The organism is Microvirga sp. P4_A5, assembly GCF_056402495.1.
The window spans coordinates 1-13,665 of sequence record NZ_JBFUHH010000020.1; the positions used below are offsets into that span (position 1 = coordinate 1).

The 13,665-nt window shown below is 65.9% G+C and carries 12 protein-coding genes; 9 read left to right on the forward strand and 3 right to left on the reverse strand.

What is annotated here, in order from left to right; genetic code table 11:
• Both ypfJ and moaB read left to right on the forward strand, forming a co-directional pair.
• On the forward strand, nt 1-843 hold an 843-nt coding region (gene ypfJ, locus AC1DVM_RS08060), incomplete at its 5' end, for a KPN_02809 family neutral zinc metallopeptidase (protein WP_477253526.1).
• A gap of 6 nt (nt 844-849) precedes the next feature.
• On the forward strand, nt 850-1,404 hold the full coding sequence (moaB, locus tag AC1DVM_RS08065; RefSeq protein WP_477253527.1) for a molybdenum cofactor biosynthesis protein B: 555 nt from the start codon (nt 850-852) through the stop codon (nt 1,402-1,404).
• Here moaB and AC1DVM_RS08070 read toward each other — a convergent pair.
• Nucleotides 1,379-1,897, reverse strand: coding sequence for a hypothetical protein (locus tag AC1DVM_RS08070; RefSeq protein WP_477253529.1), 519 nt, complete (start codon nt 1,895-1,897; stop codon nt 1,379-1,381). The two genes, moaB and AC1DVM_RS08070, sit on opposite strands and share 26 nt — an antisense overlap.
• Nucleotides 1,898-2,015: 118 nt before the next feature.
• Here AC1DVM_RS08070 and AC1DVM_RS08075 point away from each other — a divergent pair, with 118 nt between their 5' ends.
• The 3 genes from AC1DVM_RS08075 to AC1DVM_RS08085 all read left to right on the forward strand — a co-directional run bounded on the left by AC1DVM_RS08075 (nt 2,016) and on the right by AC1DVM_RS08085 (nt 5,521).
• The gene (locus AC1DVM_RS08075; RefSeq protein ID WP_477253531.1) at nt 2,016-3,194 is read left to right on the forward strand and encodes a PA0069 family radical SAM protein; all 1,179 of its coding nucleotides are present in this window, start codon (nt 2,016-2,018) and stop codon (nt 3,192-3,194) included.
• 257 nt (nt 3,195-3,451) lie between these two features.
• Nucleotides 3,452-4,135, forward strand: a complete 684-nt coding sequence (locus AC1DVM_RS08080; RefSeq protein ID WP_477253533.1) for a ribonuclease HII — start codon at nt 3,452-3,454, stop codon at nt 4,133-4,135.
• A 159-nt stretch (nt 4,136-4,294) separates the two neighbouring features.
• Complete coding sequence (locus AC1DVM_RS08085) at nt 4,295-5,521, forward strand: DNA methyltransferase (protein WP_477253535.1); 1,227 nt, start codon at nt 4,295-4,297, stop codon at nt 5,519-5,521.
• Between the two features lie 72 nt (nt 5,522-5,593).
• Here the strand turns inward: AC1DVM_RS08085 and AC1DVM_RS08090 are convergent, their stop codons facing one another.
• Nucleotides 5,594-6,394, reverse strand: a complete 801-nt coding sequence (locus AC1DVM_RS08090; RefSeq protein WP_477253536.1) for an SPFH domain-containing protein — start codon at nt 6,392-6,394, stop codon at nt 5,594-5,596.
• A 427-nt stretch (nt 6,395-6,821) separates the two neighbouring features.
• Between AC1DVM_RS08090 and AC1DVM_RS08095 the strand changes: the two genes are divergently transcribed.
• Nucleotides 6,822-7,724: a LysR family transcriptional regulator gene (locus AC1DVM_RS08095; protein WP_477253538.1), complete on the forward strand. Its 903-nt coding sequence runs from the start codon at nt 6,822-6,824 to the stop codon at nt 7,722-7,724.
• On the opposite strand, the gene mutY is transcribed toward AC1DVM_RS08095, so the two are convergent.
• The gene (gene mutY, locus AC1DVM_RS08100; RefSeq protein WP_477253540.1) at nt 7,721-8,824 is read right to left on the reverse strand and encodes an A/G-specific adenine glycosylase; all 1,104 of its coding nucleotides are present in this window, start codon (nt 8,822-8,824) and stop codon (nt 7,721-7,723) included. The two genes, AC1DVM_RS08095 and mutY, sit on opposite strands and share 4 nt — an antisense overlap.
• Before the next feature lie 92 nt (nt 8,825-8,916).
• Here mutY and AC1DVM_RS08105 point away from each other — a divergent pair, with 92 nt between their 5' ends.
• The 3 genes from AC1DVM_RS08105 to smc all read left to right on the forward strand — a co-directional run bounded on the left by AC1DVM_RS08105 (nt 8,917) and on the right by smc (nt 13,636).
• Nucleotides 8,917-9,420, forward strand: a complete 504-nt coding sequence (locus AC1DVM_RS08105) for a DUF721 domain-containing protein (RefSeq protein ID WP_477253541.1) — start codon at nt 8,917-8,919, stop codon at nt 9,418-9,420.
• Nucleotides 9,421-9,493: 73 nt separating this feature from the next.
• The gene (locus AC1DVM_RS08110) at nt 9,494-10,132 is read left to right on the forward strand and encodes a DsbA family protein (protein ID WP_477253543.1); all 639 of its coding nucleotides are present in this window, start codon (nt 9,494-9,496) and stop codon (nt 10,130-10,132) included.
• Between the two features lie 45 nt (nt 10,133-10,177).
• On the forward strand, nt 10,178-13,636 hold the full coding sequence (smc, locus tag AC1DVM_RS08115; RefSeq protein ID WP_477253545.1) for a chromosome segregation protein SMC: 3,459 nt from the start codon (nt 10,178-10,180) through the stop codon (nt 13,634-13,636).
• The last annotated feature ends 29 nt before the right edge of the window (nt 13,637-13,665 follow it).

Sequence of the window (13,665 nt, forward strand, 5' to 3'; positions counted from 1 at the left end):
GTCGAGGACCGCCGCGGAATGCGGATGCCCGGCGGTGGCGCCGGCGGTTTGGGAATCGGCACCATCATCGTCCTGGGCCTGATCGGCTGGGCTTTCGGCATCGATCCGCGCATTCTCATCGGCGGCGCCGAGATGATGACGGGAGGCGGCTCCGGCTACGAGCAGCCGCAGCAGCAGGGCCGGCAAGGCGCCCCTCAGGACGAAATGGGACGGTTCGCCGCCGCCATTCTCGGCAACACCGAGGACGTCTGGAAGGAGGTGCTGCCGAAACAGGCCAATCGGCAATACGAGGCGCCCAAGCTCGTGCTGTTCTCGGAAGGCACCCGCTCCGGCTGCGGCGCGGCCCAATCGGCGATGGGACCCTTCTACTGCCCCCTCGACCAGACGGTTTATATCGACCTGACATTCTTCCAGGACATGCAGCGCAAGTTCGGCACCGGCGGCGAATTCGCCTACGCGTACGTGCTCGCCCACGAGGTAGGACACCATGTGGAAAACCAGCTCGGCATCCTGCCCCGCGTCCAGGCCCGCCAGCGCGAAGTCGGCCAATCGGAAGGAAACCAGCTCTCGGTGCGCGTGGAACTGATGGCGGATTGCCTCGCCGGCGTCTGGGCCCATCATTCGCAGGCGAAATGGCAATCCCTGGAGCCGGGCGACATCGAGCAGGCGATCGCGGCGGCCGAAGCCATCGGCGACGACCGCCTGCAGCGCAAGACGCAAGGACAGGTCGTGCCGGATTCCTTCACCCACGGCTCCTCGGCCCAGCGCGTCCGATGGCTGACCACGGGCCTGAAGCAAGGTTCGGTGCAGGCCTGCGACACGTTCCGCTCGCCGAGGCTATAGGCTTCCATGCCGGGCATCGATGAGAGCCGCGGATTCGTGCCGCTGACGATCGCGGTTCTGACCGTCTCCGACACCCGGATCGCGGAGGACGACCGCTCGGGCGATACGCTGGCCGAGCGCCTGACGAAAGCCGGCCATATCCTCGGCGACCGGGCCATCGTGCCCGACAAGATCGAGATGATCCGCCGCAAGGTGAAGGCGTGGGTGGCCAATCCCGCCATCGACGTGGTCATCACCACCGGCGGGACGGGCTTTACCGGCCACGACGTGACGCCGGAGGCAATCGAACCGTTGTTCGATAAGCGCATGGACGGCTTTTCGACGGTGTTTCACCGCCTCTCGCTCGATACCGTCGGGACCTCGACCATCCAGTCGCGGGCGACCGCCGGGCTCGCGGGCACGACGTTCATCTTCGTCCTGCCCGGATCGCCGGGCGCCTGCCGGGATGCATGGGACGGCATCCTTTCCGCCCAGCTCGATTACCGGCATCGCCCCTGCAATTTCGTCGAGATCATGCCCCGGCTCGATGAGCACCTCAAACGCGGGAAGCCCGCCCGCTGAAGGCCTCGTCTCGCGCGATGGCGGCGGCCAGACGCACCGGCGCGGCACCCTTTGTCTCGCTGAGCATGACGTCCCGGCGCAGCAGATCCCCCGACCTGATGGCGTTGGGAGTCAGGATCATGCGAATCGCGTCCCGCAAAACTCCTCGCAGGCCCTGATGCCGCCGCAACCGGGCGCGCTCGTGCCGATTGCCGCTCACGCCCACGAAGCGGTCGAGAACCCGGATCCAGCCCTCCTGCGGCAGATCGCCGTCGTCGAGGCAGAGAAGCCATTCGTGGCGGGCGCTGCCAGCGGCTTCGACCCATGAGCCTGCTCTCGCCACGACGAGCGTAGCGCCCGCCGCCTCGGCCACCCGCGCGACATCCTCGTCGAGGTTTTCGGCAAGGATGACGGCGTCGGCCACGAGGCCGTCCGCCACCGCCGGAACGAGGGCGCTGAGGGTGACCGCAAGGGCTTCGGCACCGTGAGAGACGCGGATGAGAACGGTAATCATGGGGACAACATAACGTTTTTGCGGAACGAAGTCGCCACAAAGGCGTCTTGATTATGTTCCACTTCTGTTCTTTGTTCATGAAACGTTCTCATTCCGTGATTCTCCCGAGGCACCGAAAATGTCCGTCCGCGTCAGAGAAACCAGCAGCCCGGCAGGCGCCTTCCCTCCCGCCCTCTCCCGAGCCGAGGCGGCCGATGCCGCCCGTCGGCGGCTGATCGATCCAGCCACGCGGGTCGACGCGGACCGCCGTCGCGGACGGGGCGCGGTCACCAACCCGACCGGCCGTTTCGAGCCCGCCCGGCGCGAGACCTTCGAGGATGGCTGGGCGTTCGAGGACGAACCGGCGCCCCTCAACACCGAGGTGATCATCGAGAAGCCGCGCACCATCATCGCGCGCAACGATTCCCCCGATATCGGCTTCGACCGCTCGATCAACCCTTACCGGGGTTGCGAGCATGGCTGTTCCTATTGTTTTGCGAGACCCAGCCACGCGTTTCAGGGGCTCTCGTCCGGGCTTGATTTCGAGACCAAGATCTTTGCCAAGCCGAGCGGCCCCGAGCTTCTGGAGAAAGAGCTGAGGGCCAAGGGCTACGAGCCCCGGACCATCGCGATGGGCTCCAACACCGACCCCTACCAACCGGTCGAGAAGCAATTCCGCATCACCCGCCAGATCCTCGAGGTGCTGGACCGGACGAACCACCCGGTCGGAATCGTCACGAAATCGGCGCTCGTCACGCGCGACATCGACATCCTGAGCCGGATGGCCGACCGGCAATTGGCCAAGGTGGCGATTTCCATCACGACGCTCGATCCGAAGCTGGCCCGCAAGATGGAGCCGCGCGCCGCCTCGCCGGCGAAAAGGCTCGAGACGGTGCGCAAGCTGTCGGACGCGGGCATTCCCGTGACGGTCCTGGTCGCGCCGATCATTCCGGCCATCAACGACCATGAAATCGAGGCGATCCTCAAGGCCGCCCACGCCGCCGGAGCGCGCGAGGCGGGCTATGTCCTTTTGCGGCTTCCGCACGATCTCAAGGAGCTGATGCGCGATTGGCTCGCGGAGCATTATCCCGACAAGCTCAATCACGTTTTCTCCCTCCTGCAGGAGGCGCGCGGCGGCAAGGATTACGATTCGGAATGGGGCGTCAGGCAGACGGGCGTAGGCCCCTTCGCGTGGATGCTCGGCCGCCGCTTCGAGACCACCACGGCGCGCCTGGGCATGAACACGAGGCGGATCAAGCTGCGCACCGATCTCTTCGCGCCGCCGGCGAAGGACAAGGATCAATTGTCGCTGTTTTGAGTGCTTTCCCTCCCCCTTGCAGGGAGGGATCAAGGGTGGGGGTCGCAAGGTCCGCCGCGGTGGATTCAGGCTTTCGCTCGCGCTCAAGGCAATGCGCCCCTGACATCCGGTTTCACCAGTCGTTCCACCCCACCTCCAACTCCTCACCGCAAGGGGGAGAAGAGTTTCGTCGGCGCTTTCAAAAAACGGGCGTCCTTACCCCTTGCGGGGAGCGACTCGACTCGGCCATCCGTGACTTGCCGCGACAGTGAGCGGCGATGAACGGTCTGGCGGCGCTCGTCGTTTCGCGCTTTCATCCCGTCATGTCCGAACCGATTCGCATTCCGCCGCCCGACATCGGCCTCAAGCGCGAGCGCGCCTTGAAGCGCGCCGGCTTCACCTGCGTCGCCGGCCTCGACGAGGTCGGGCGCGGGCCGCTTGCCGGGCCTGTGGTTTCGGCGGCCGTCGTGCTCGATCTGAAGCGCGTGCCCGCGGGGCTTGCCGATTCGAAGGCCCTGGCGCCCGAGCAGCGGGAAGCGTTGTTCGACAAGATCCTCGCCACCGCCCATGTGGGGATCGCGTCGATCTCCCATAGCGACGTGGACAGCATCAACATCCGGCAGGCTTCCCTTCTCGCCATGTGCCGGGCGCTGGCGGCATTGCCCTGCACGCCCGACATGGCGCTGGTCGACGGCAACGATCCGCCGAACCTGCCCTGCAAGGTCGAAGCGATCATCAAGGGCGATGCGTCCATCGCGTCGATCGCCGCCGCCTCCATCGTCGCCAAGGTGGTGCGCGACCGCCTGATGGCGCGGCTGGGCGCGATTTACCCGGTCTACGGGTTTCACACCAATGCTGGATACGGCACCCGATCCCACCTGTCCGCGCTGGCGAGCGACGGCCCCTGCCCGTTCCATCGCATGACATTTTCGCCCCTGCGCCAAGGGTTACTGGATCTGTAACCTAGCTTAACGCTCGTTAACCCAAAAAACTCAATTATTACAATACGTAGGCAAAGTTTGCCGATCTAAAATAAGATCGGTTTTTCGCCGCTTGGAAACTTCGTCTTTACCCTAACGCTCCATGATCCGGATTGTCAGTTGCGTAAACGGTGATCACCCATGGGTACCTCGCGTACCGGGGCCGCCGGCGCCGCCTCCCGGATTGTTGTCTCGCGTACCGGGCGGCTTGCGTCGGCGCCTCGGACGGGGCTCAAAGCCCCCTCGTCCGTCTTGCCAAAACCATCCCTCAAGAGAGACGTTTCTCTCGGGTCCCTTCCACTCAACGAGATCCTTCTCGGCGATTGCATCGCTTCTCTGGCGAAGCTTCCCGCCGAGAGCGTGGACGTGGTCTTCGCCGACCCGCCCTACAATCTCCAGCTCGAACAGGCGCTGACGCGCCCGGACCAGAGCCTCGTCGACGCCGTCGACGACGACTGGGACAAATTCGCGAGCTTCTCCGATTACGACAGTTTCACCCGCGCCTGGTTGTCGGGCGTGCGGCGCGTGATGAAGAAGAACGCGACTTTGTGGGTGATCGGCTCCTATCACAACATCTTCCGCGTCGGCGCGACCTTGCAGGACCTCGATTTCTGGCTCCTCAACGACATCGTGTGGCGCAAGGCCAACCCGATGCCGAATTTCCGCGGCCGTCGCTTCACCAACGCGCACGAGACCATGATCTGGGCTTCGAAGAGCGCGGATGCGAAGGCCTACACCTTCCATTACGACGCGATGAAATCCGCCAACGAAGACGTGCAGATGCGCTCGGATTGGTTCATCCCGCTCTGCACCGGCGACGAGCGCCTCAAAGGCGAGGACGGCCGCAAGGTCCATCCGACCCAGAAACCCGAAGCGCTCCTCGCCCGCATCCTGCTCTCCTCGTCGAATCCCGGCGACGTGGTGCTCGACCCGTTCTTCGGCACCGGCACCACCGGCGCGGTGGCAAAGAAACTCGGTCGCCACTTCATCGGCCTCGAACGCGATCCGCTCTACGCCAAGGCCGCGCGGGCCCGCATCGACGGCGTCGAGCCGCTCTCCGGCGTATCGATCGCCGCCGCGCCGGAGAAACGCGCGGAAATCCGCGTGCCGTTCCTCTCGCTCATCGAAGGCGGACACGTGAAAGCCGGCGAGACGCTCGTCGACGAACGCCGGCGCTTTCAGGCGATCGTGCGCGCCGACGGCACCCTGACCCTCGGCCCGATCATCGGCTCGATCCACAAGGTCGGCGCGCTGACGCAAGGCCTCCCCGCCTGCAACGGCTGGACGTTCTGGCACGTGGAACGCAACGGCAAGCTCGTCTGCATCGACGAGTTCCGCGCGAAGGTGAGAGCCGAGATCGCATCTTAAAGTGGACAAAAGCCCAAGGTTTCAAATGGCCGGGTCCTGCCCGGCCATTCGCTTGTTCGGCGCTCCTGAGTGTCATTCCTCTGACGCATTCGAGCCGGGACTGACAGGCAGCAACGCGCCCTGTCCCAAAACGAGAGTCGGCGCGCGCTTGCCGGGATTCGCGTTGAGGGTCTGCAGGATGCGCAGATTCATGAGTTCCGCGTTCCCTTTCAGCAACCGCGACGCGTTGGCGAGTGACCGTATAGCGGCGTGCTCACCGCGGGCCCGCTCCAATGCGGCGAGCCCTTCCGTTTTGGCTCGCTCCACCTCGGTGATCATTCGACGGATTTCCGGGGGTAGGACTACGGACGTGATGGTCACAGCCTTGACTACACAGCCGACAGGTGAGGCGGAAATCGAACTCTGAAGTTTCTCATCAAGTGCGGCCCGGTCGGTAAGAAACACTTCGAGGGTGGATTCGCCTGCGAGCTTCGTCAGTGCGCGCACGAAACCAAGCCGAAGCTGTTCATCGCGGTCGTTGGCCTCGAATGCACGCTTCGGGTCTACAATCTCGTAAGCTATCGTGGCGCCCACGCGGAACATCCACTTGTCGGCGCTTGCAACATCAAGCGGATAAACCGCGAGAAGTTGCTCGTGCTTGCGCAGAGTATGAATATCGCGTGTTGCAATCCCCAGCCTGAAATATCGGCCTGGCGGTAGCACACGCGCGAACTGGCCCGCCACATAAAGCAGTGCGTGCTCCCACTCGTATACAGTAACGAGCAGTTCCGATCGATTCAGCAGCCATCGCCCGAGCGTTCGAAACGCCAATAGAATAATCAACGCGGCGAAAAGTGCGGACGCGAGATTCCAGAATGCGATAGATTGTTCCATCGTGCGTAACGCCCGTGCTGAGTAGAGGCTCCTGCACCACGACGAACGAGCGGGAGTCCGAAACTCACAAAGCCCATTCGCCGTTTGCCCTTGGGCGGGTGCAGGAGACCCATTTTGCGGTGACCAATCCGGGAGATTTGCTCTTCTTTGAACTGGCCGCGCTCTCGCGAGCGACGCGTTGAAAGAACAAATGCTAGGGGATTCAAACCCGCTACCTTGTTACAATACAGGAAGGGGAAGGTGAAGCTTTATCTTCATGCTCCCGGGCGGAGGCTGTCGGATCGGTGGCCGAAATCTGAAGACCTCCCCACCAACTATAGCGGGCTGCCCTGAGAGCCCGCGCGGACAAAGATGGATCGGCAATTCCGCCCGCTCCAACCGCGACGTCCCCCATGGCAAATCACCCGCACTCCTTTAGCATCGTCTCATGGCTTCTTCTCCTCTCGACCCCGCCCGGCTCCCGCAGCCGCACCCGTCCTGGGACGATCTCCGGATTTTCCTGGCCGTGGTGGCTCATGGATCGCTGAACGCCGCCGGGCGCGCACTCGGTCAGAGCCAGCCGACCGTCGCGCGCCGGATGCGGGTGCTGGAGGATGTGCTGGGCGTGTCCCTGTTCGAGCGCGGGCCCAACAACCTCGCCCTCACCGAGGCGGGCCGCGCGATCCTCGAGGCGGCGGCGCCGATGGCGGAAGCGGCCGACGCGGTGCCGCGTCTCGCCGCCGGCTACCGGCCGGATTCCGCCGCGCCCGTGCGGATCACCGCCACCATGTCGATGACCCTGTTTCTCTCGTATCACGCAGCGGAATTCGCAGGCGCGATCGAACCGATTCCCATTGCGTACATTCCGAGCCGGCGGCGGCTCGACCTTGCCACCGGCGAAGCCGACATCGCGCTTCGCATGCGCGCCCTGCCGGACAGCGACAATCTCGTCGCACGCAGCCTTGGACGGGTGGCGTTCGCCGTCTATGCCCGCACCGCCGACATCTCGACGGTCATCGTACCGCCGGAAGATCCGAACCTCTCGCAACAGGCAGCGCTGATCGGGCGCTTCGCGGAGGGGCGCACGATCGCCGCGCGCATCGGCGACATGCCGATCCGCTATCAGGCGGCGAGATCCGGGCTGGGCGCGGCGGTCCTGCCGTGCTGGCTCGGCGATTCCGATCCGGACCTCATCCGCGTCCTCGATTCCCCGGCCGAGATGGTGGAGGACGCCTCCCTCGTCATGCACCGCCGAAGCCGCAACCTGCCTCAGGTTCGGCGCGTGGCGGACGCGATCATCGCGCTGTTCCGGGCCAAGCAGGACGTGCTGGCGGGAGTGAGGGCCCGTTAGTCCGTCGGCTTTCGCGCCGCCTTCGCGGGCTTTCCGGGATCGAACGCATGGGCCAGCACCTTCTTCATCACCCCCGGCAGGGCCTCCTCGTGCAGATCGCGCCGAAAGGTCCAGCGCATGTCGCCCGGTTCCGGCGTCCCGCGCGGCACCTTCGCGAGGAAAACCGTCAATTCGAGCGGAAAATGCGTGAAGACATGACGGACGATGCCGGGCAGGCGCTGCCAGCGCGCCTCGATGGGGGCATCGAGCATCGCGCGGGAGGGTTCGTAATCCGGCTCCCACACGCTTGTGGGCATTTCCACCATGCCCCCAAGCAGCCCCTGCGCCGGACGGGTGCGGAGCAGGACGCTGTCATCGGCGCGCAAAACCACGAAGGCGGCGCCGCGGCGGAGGGTGCCGGTGATCTTCTTCTGCTTCTTCGGATAGAGCTCCTGCGTCCCCTCGGCCCGGGCCTCGCAGGGCTCCATCCAGGGGCAGAGGGCGCAGGCCGGTCTCTTCGGCGTGCAGATCGTGGCGCCGAGATCCATGAGCGCCTGTGCGAAATCCCCCGGCCTGTCGACCGGGACCAGATCCAGCGTGATCGCGCGGATGGTCGGCTTCACCTTGGGGAGGGGCTCATCGATCGTGAAGAGACGCGAGACGACCCGCTCGACATTGCCGTCCACCGCGGCGGCCGTTTGGTCGAACGCGATGGCGGCGACAGCGGCCGCCGTATAGGCCCCCACCCCCGGCAGGGTCAGCAGTTCAGCCTCCGTGCCGGGAAAATCGCCGCCGAATCGCTCCATCACCGCGTTGGCGCAGGCATGGAGATTGCGGGCGCGCGAATAATAGCCGAGCCCGGCCCAGGCTTGCATGACCTGGTCGACGGGTGYCCCGGCCAGGGCTTCGACGGTGGGGAAGCGGTCGAGGAAGCGCAGGTAGAAGGGCTTGACCGCCGTCACTGTGGTTTGCTGCAGCATGATCTCGGACAGCCACACCCGATAGGGATCGGCGACCTCCCCCGGCTGGGCGCGCCACGGCAGGACCCGCCGGTGGCGATCGTACCAGGCGAGCAGATCGTCGGCTTTGGGCTTGGTGGCGCGCGGTCCGGAGAGTAGCATGAGGCTGTGGATAGCGATCCTGTCCGAATAATCCAGCGCTGCTTTGGATCAAATGACCCTGCGTAAGACACCCAATCTCCGGCCCCGACCTCATGCGTAAGCCGAGACCGCGCGCCAAGCCGCTCGCCGATTTTCTCGACGTCGCCCTGGGGCCGAGCCTTGCCCGGCAGGGTTTCGCCACGTCGGATGTGATCGTCGCATGGCCCGATATCGTGGGGGAGCGCCTGGCCGCCTTCACGCAGCCCCTGAAGATCGAGTGGAAGCGGAAAGGCCCCAATGCGGACCCGGAGGCCCGGCCCGAACCTGCGATTCTCGTCGTGCGCACGGAGAGCGCCTTCGCGCTGGAGATGCAGCACCTCGCGCCCATCGTGATCGAACGGGTGAACACCTATTACGGCTGGCGCTGCATCGGGCGGATCGTCCTCAAGCAGGGGCCGGTCATGCGGCCGGAGAAAAAGCGGCCGGTCGTGCCGGTCTTGAGCGAGGCGGACCGGCTGCGGGTCGCCGCCGCGACGCAGCCGATCGAGGAGGATGCCCTGCGCCTCGCCCTCGACAGGCTGGGTCACGCGATCGTCGGACATCCCACGAAAGCGTGACGAACGGAACGCTTGCCACAATTCCGATCTGCCTCTACCGCAAGACGAACCGTCTTCAGGAGCACCTTCACCGATGATCACCCGGCGCCATACGCTTCAGCTTCTCGGAACCGCCAGTGCGGCCGCCCTCGTCATGACGAGCCCGCCGGCTTTCGCCCAGAACGTCGCGCCGACCGATCTCGCGGTGCCCGGCCCCCTCGGGGACGTCGTTCAGGGTCCGGCCGACGCCAAGGTGACGATCGTCGAATATGCGTCCTTGACCTGCTCCCATTGCGCCAGTTTCCACAAGAACACCTATCCCGAGTTGAAGAAGCGCTACATCGACACCAACAAGGTGCGATTCATCCTGCGCGAATTCCCCCTCGACCCACTCGCCACGGCCGGTTTCATGCTGGCGCGGTGCGACGGAGAGGCGAAATACTATCCCATCACCGACCTGCTCTTCGAACAGCAGAAGAACTGGGCCTTTACCGAAAAACCCCTCGACGCCCTGCGGCAACTGATGCGCCAGGCCGGTTTTTCACAGGAGAAGTTCGAAGCTTGCTTGCAGGATCAGAAACTTTATGACGCGGTGAATGCTGTGAAAAACCGCGGTGTCGATACGTTCAAGGTGGACTCGACGCCGACCTTCTTCATCAATGGCCAGCGTCATCCCGGAGCCCTTTCAATCGATGAGATCGAGAAGATCATCAAGCCTCTGCTGGGAGAGTGATCTCCCCGCCCCTGCCCTGACCGGGCGGGCCGAAGGGGTGCGTCGATGAAACTGACGCGGCTGCGCATCGCAGGGTTCAAGACCTTCGTCGAACCGATGGATTTCCTGATCGAGACCGGCCTGACCGGCGTGGTCGGGCCGAACGGTTGCGGCAAGTCGAACCTCGTCGAGGCATTACGCTGGGTCATGGGAGAGAACTCCCACAAGAACATGCGCGCCACCGGCATGGACGACGTCATCTTCTCCGGCTCAGGGGGCCGTCCGGCCCGCAACACCGCCGAGGTGATGCTGACCATCGACAATGCCGAGCGCACCGCGCCGGCGGCGTTCAACGATGCCGACATGCTGGAAATCTCGCGCCGGATCGAGCGCGAGGAGGGCTCGACCTACCGCATCAACGGAAAGGAAGTCCGGGCCCGCGACGTCCAGATCCTGTTTGCCGATGCCGCCACCGGCGCCCGCTCGCCCTCCCTGGTGCGGCAGGGTCAGATCAGCGAGATCATTTCGGCCAAGCCGCAATCCCGCCGCCGCATCCTCGAGGACGCGGCCGGCATCGCGGGCCTGCATGCCCGCCGTCACGAGGCCGAGCTTCGCCTGAAGGCCGCCGAGGACAACCTCCTGCGCGTCGAGGACGTGCTGCGCGAACTCGAGACCCAGGTCGACAGCCTGAAGCGCCAGGGCCGCCAGGCCTCCCGCTACAAGAACCTGTCGGCCGAGATTCGCCGCCTCGAAGCTCTCCTGTTCGCCATCGGCTTTGCGGATGCGCGCGAACAGGCGGCGTCCTCCGAACGTCAGGCGGCCGAAGACCTGAAGGCCGTCGCCGAGCGCACCGAGGAGCAGACCCGCGCCGCCACCGCGCAGGCGATTGCCGCCCACGGTTTGCCGGCCTTGCGGGATGCCGAGGTGAAGGCCGCGGCGGCGCTTCAGCGGCTCACCCACGCCCGCAACGAACTCGAATCGGAGGAGCGCCGCTCCAAGGAACGGGTCACCGAACTCGAACGCCATATCGGCGACCTCAACCGCGATCTTGCCCGGGAGGCGGCGCAGAAAAGCGACGCCCAGGGCTCCGTCGAGCGCCTCCGGGAGGAGGCCGCCGAGATCGCGCTGACCACCGAAGGCGCCGCCGATTCCCGCATCGAGAGCGAAGAGCGGCTGCGGGTCGTCGAGACAGAACTGGCGGAAGCCGAGGCCGCGCTCGGGGCGTTGCAGGCGCAGACCTCCGATCTCAATGCCCGGCGCGCCGCACTCGAACGTTCGATCCGCGACGAAATGGAGCGCGCGTCCCGTTTCGCCTCCGAGAAGGAGCGTCTGGAGCGCGACGTCGCGGCGCTCTCGAGTTCCTCGGACGATTCGCCTCCCATCGACCTTTTGCGCGAAGACATGGTCATCGCCGAGGACGCGGTGGCGCAGGCCGAAGAGGCCGTGCTGGCGGCGCGCGAGGAATTGGCCGCCGCCCGGGAGGCCGAGAGCCGCCTGCGCCAGCCCCTTAACGAGGCCGAGCGCAAGGCGCAGCAGCTCGAAACCGAAGCGCGCACCCTCGCCAAGCTCTTCGTCTCCCAGAGCGGGGACCTGTGGCCGCCTGCGCTTGACCAGATCACCGTCCAGAAGGGCTACGAGACGGCGCTCGGCGCGGCCCTCGGCGACGATCTCGACGCGTCCACCAACGCATCGGCTCCCGCGCATTGGGCCGATACGGGCACGGGCGAAAGCGATCCGTCTCTTCCTGACGGCGTCTTGGCTCTCGCCTCCGTTGCCAACGCCCCCTCGGCCCTGCAGCGCCGCCTGAGGCAGGTCGGCATCGTCGTTAAGGCCGACGGCCTGCGGCTTCGCGCGAGCTTGAAGCCAGGGCAGCGGCTGGTCTCGCGGGAGGGCGATCTCTGGCGCTGGGACGGTTTTACCACCGCCGCCGAAGCGCCTTCCGCCGCCGCCCGTCGTCTCGCCGAAAAAAACCGCCTCGGCGACCTGGAAATCGACGCTGCCGAGGCGCGTGAAACCGTCGAGCATTTACGTGCCGAGGCCGAGGAAACGCACGACGCCGTCCGCCGCGCCGCCGCCCATGAAATGCAGGCCATCGAGACCGCCCGGCAGACCCGTCAGGCGGTCGACGGCGCCCGCACARGGCTTGCCCAGGCCGAACGGCGCGAGGCCGAGCTCGGGCAGCGTCGCTCCGCCCTGCAGGAGGGCCTGGCCCGCCTGTCCGCCAGCGAAGCGGAGGCCGTGGACAGGATCCGCGACGCCGAAGCAGCCCTTGAGGACCTGGCCCCCGCCCCCGATCTCGAAAACCAGCTGCTGGAAGAGCGCACCCGGGTGGCCGAGCGCCGGGCCGCGGCCTCCGAGGCCCGGGCAGCCCTCCAATCCCTTGTCCACGAGGCCGAGCTGCGCCGACGGAGGCAGGAATCGATTGCCGCCGATATCCGACTCTGGACCGACCGCACGGAGCGTGCCGCCCGCGCCCTGGAGGATCTCGGCGAACGTCTGGAGCGGGCGCAGGAGGAGCACCAGCGCCTGCTGGAGGCTCCCGACACCTATCTGATGCGCCGCCGTGCCCTGATGGCGGAAATCGACGCGGCCGAACTCGCCCGCAAGGCGGCGGCTGACCACCTCGCCGATGCGGAAACGAATCTCGCCGAGACCGACCGCGCCGCCCGCGCCGCCCTCGAAGCCCTGTCGGCCGCCCGCGAAGCCCGGGCGGGATCGCAGGCGCGTCACGAGGCGGCCGTGCAGCGCCTTACCGAGATCACCCACAGCATCGCCGAAACGCTGGAGACGACGCCGGCCGGGCTGATCGAGCTCGCGGGGCTGGAGTACGGCGTCGAGCTGCCCTCCCAGCATGAGATCGAATCGAAATTGCACAGCCTCAAGAGCGACCGCGAGCGCCTCGGCGCAGTCAATCTGCGGGCCGACGAAGAGCTCACGGATCTCGAAGGCAAGCACACGGGAATCGCCACCGAGCGCGACGACCTCGTCGAGGCGATCAAGCGCCTGCGGCAAGCCATCGGCAGCCTCAATCGCGAGGGCCGCGAGCGGCTGCTGGCCGCCTTCGACGTGGTGAACGGCCATTTCAAGGAACTCTTCACCACCCTGTTCGGCGGCGGCACCGCCGAGCTCACGCTGGTCGATTCGGACGATCCGCTGGAGGCCGGCCTCGACATTCTCGCCCGCCCCCCCGGCAAGAAACCGCAGAGCATGACCCTGCTGTCGGGCGGCGAGCAGGCCCTGACAGCGACGGCGCTGATCTTCGCGGTGTTCCTGACGAATCCCTCGCCGATCTGCGTGCTCGACGAGGTCGACGCACCCCTCGACGACGCCAATGTGGAGCGCTATTGCGACCTCCTCGACAGCATGTCGCGGCAGACCGATACCCGCTTCGTGGTCATCACCCACAACCCCATCACCATGGCGCGCATGGATCGCCTGTTCGGCGTCACCATGGCGGAGCGGGGCGTCTCCCAGCTGGTTTCGGTGGACCTGCAGAGCGCCGAGCGCATTCTCGAAACGGCGTAAGGCTTTCAGGCCTTGTCACAGTTCGGCCT

Bases quoted from the DNA above. Each gene is read 5' to 3' on its own strand.
- AC1DVM_RS08105 (WP_477253541.1), top strand. From the start codon at position 8,917: ATGCGTAAGCCGAGACCGCGCGCCAAGCCGCTCGCCGATTTTCTCGAC.
- AC1DVM_RS08095 (WP_477253538.1), top strand. From the start codon at position 6,822: ATGGCTTCTTCTCCTCTCGACCCCGCCCGGCTCCCGCAGCCGCACCCG.
- moaB (WP_477253527.1), top strand. From the start codon at position 850: ATGCCGGGCATCGATGAGAGCCGCGGATTCGTGCCGCTGACGATCGCG.
- AC1DVM_RS08070 (WP_477253529.1), bottom strand. From the start codon at position 1,897: ATGATTACCGTTCTCATCCGCGTCTCTCACGGTGCCGAAGCCCTTGCG.
- AC1DVM_RS08075 (WP_477253531.1), top strand. From the start codon at position 2,016: ATGTCCGTCCGCGTCAGAGAAACCAGCAGCCCGGCAGGCGCCTTCCCT.
- AC1DVM_RS08085 (WP_477253535.1), top strand. From the start codon at position 4,295: ATGGGTACCTCGCGTACCGGGGCCGCCGGCGCCGCCTCCCGGATTGTT.
- AC1DVM_RS08090 (WP_477253536.1), bottom strand. From the start codon at position 6,394: ATGGAACAATCTATCGCATTCTGGAATCTCGCGTCCGCACTTTTCGCC.
- AC1DVM_RS08080 (WP_477253533.1), top strand. From the start codon at position 3,452: ATGAACGGTCTGGCGGCGCTCGTCGTTTCGCGCTTTCATCCCGTCATG.
- AC1DVM_RS08110 (WP_477253543.1), top strand. From the start codon at position 9,494: ATGATCACCCGGCGCCATACGCTTCAGCTTCTCGGAACCGCCAGTGCG.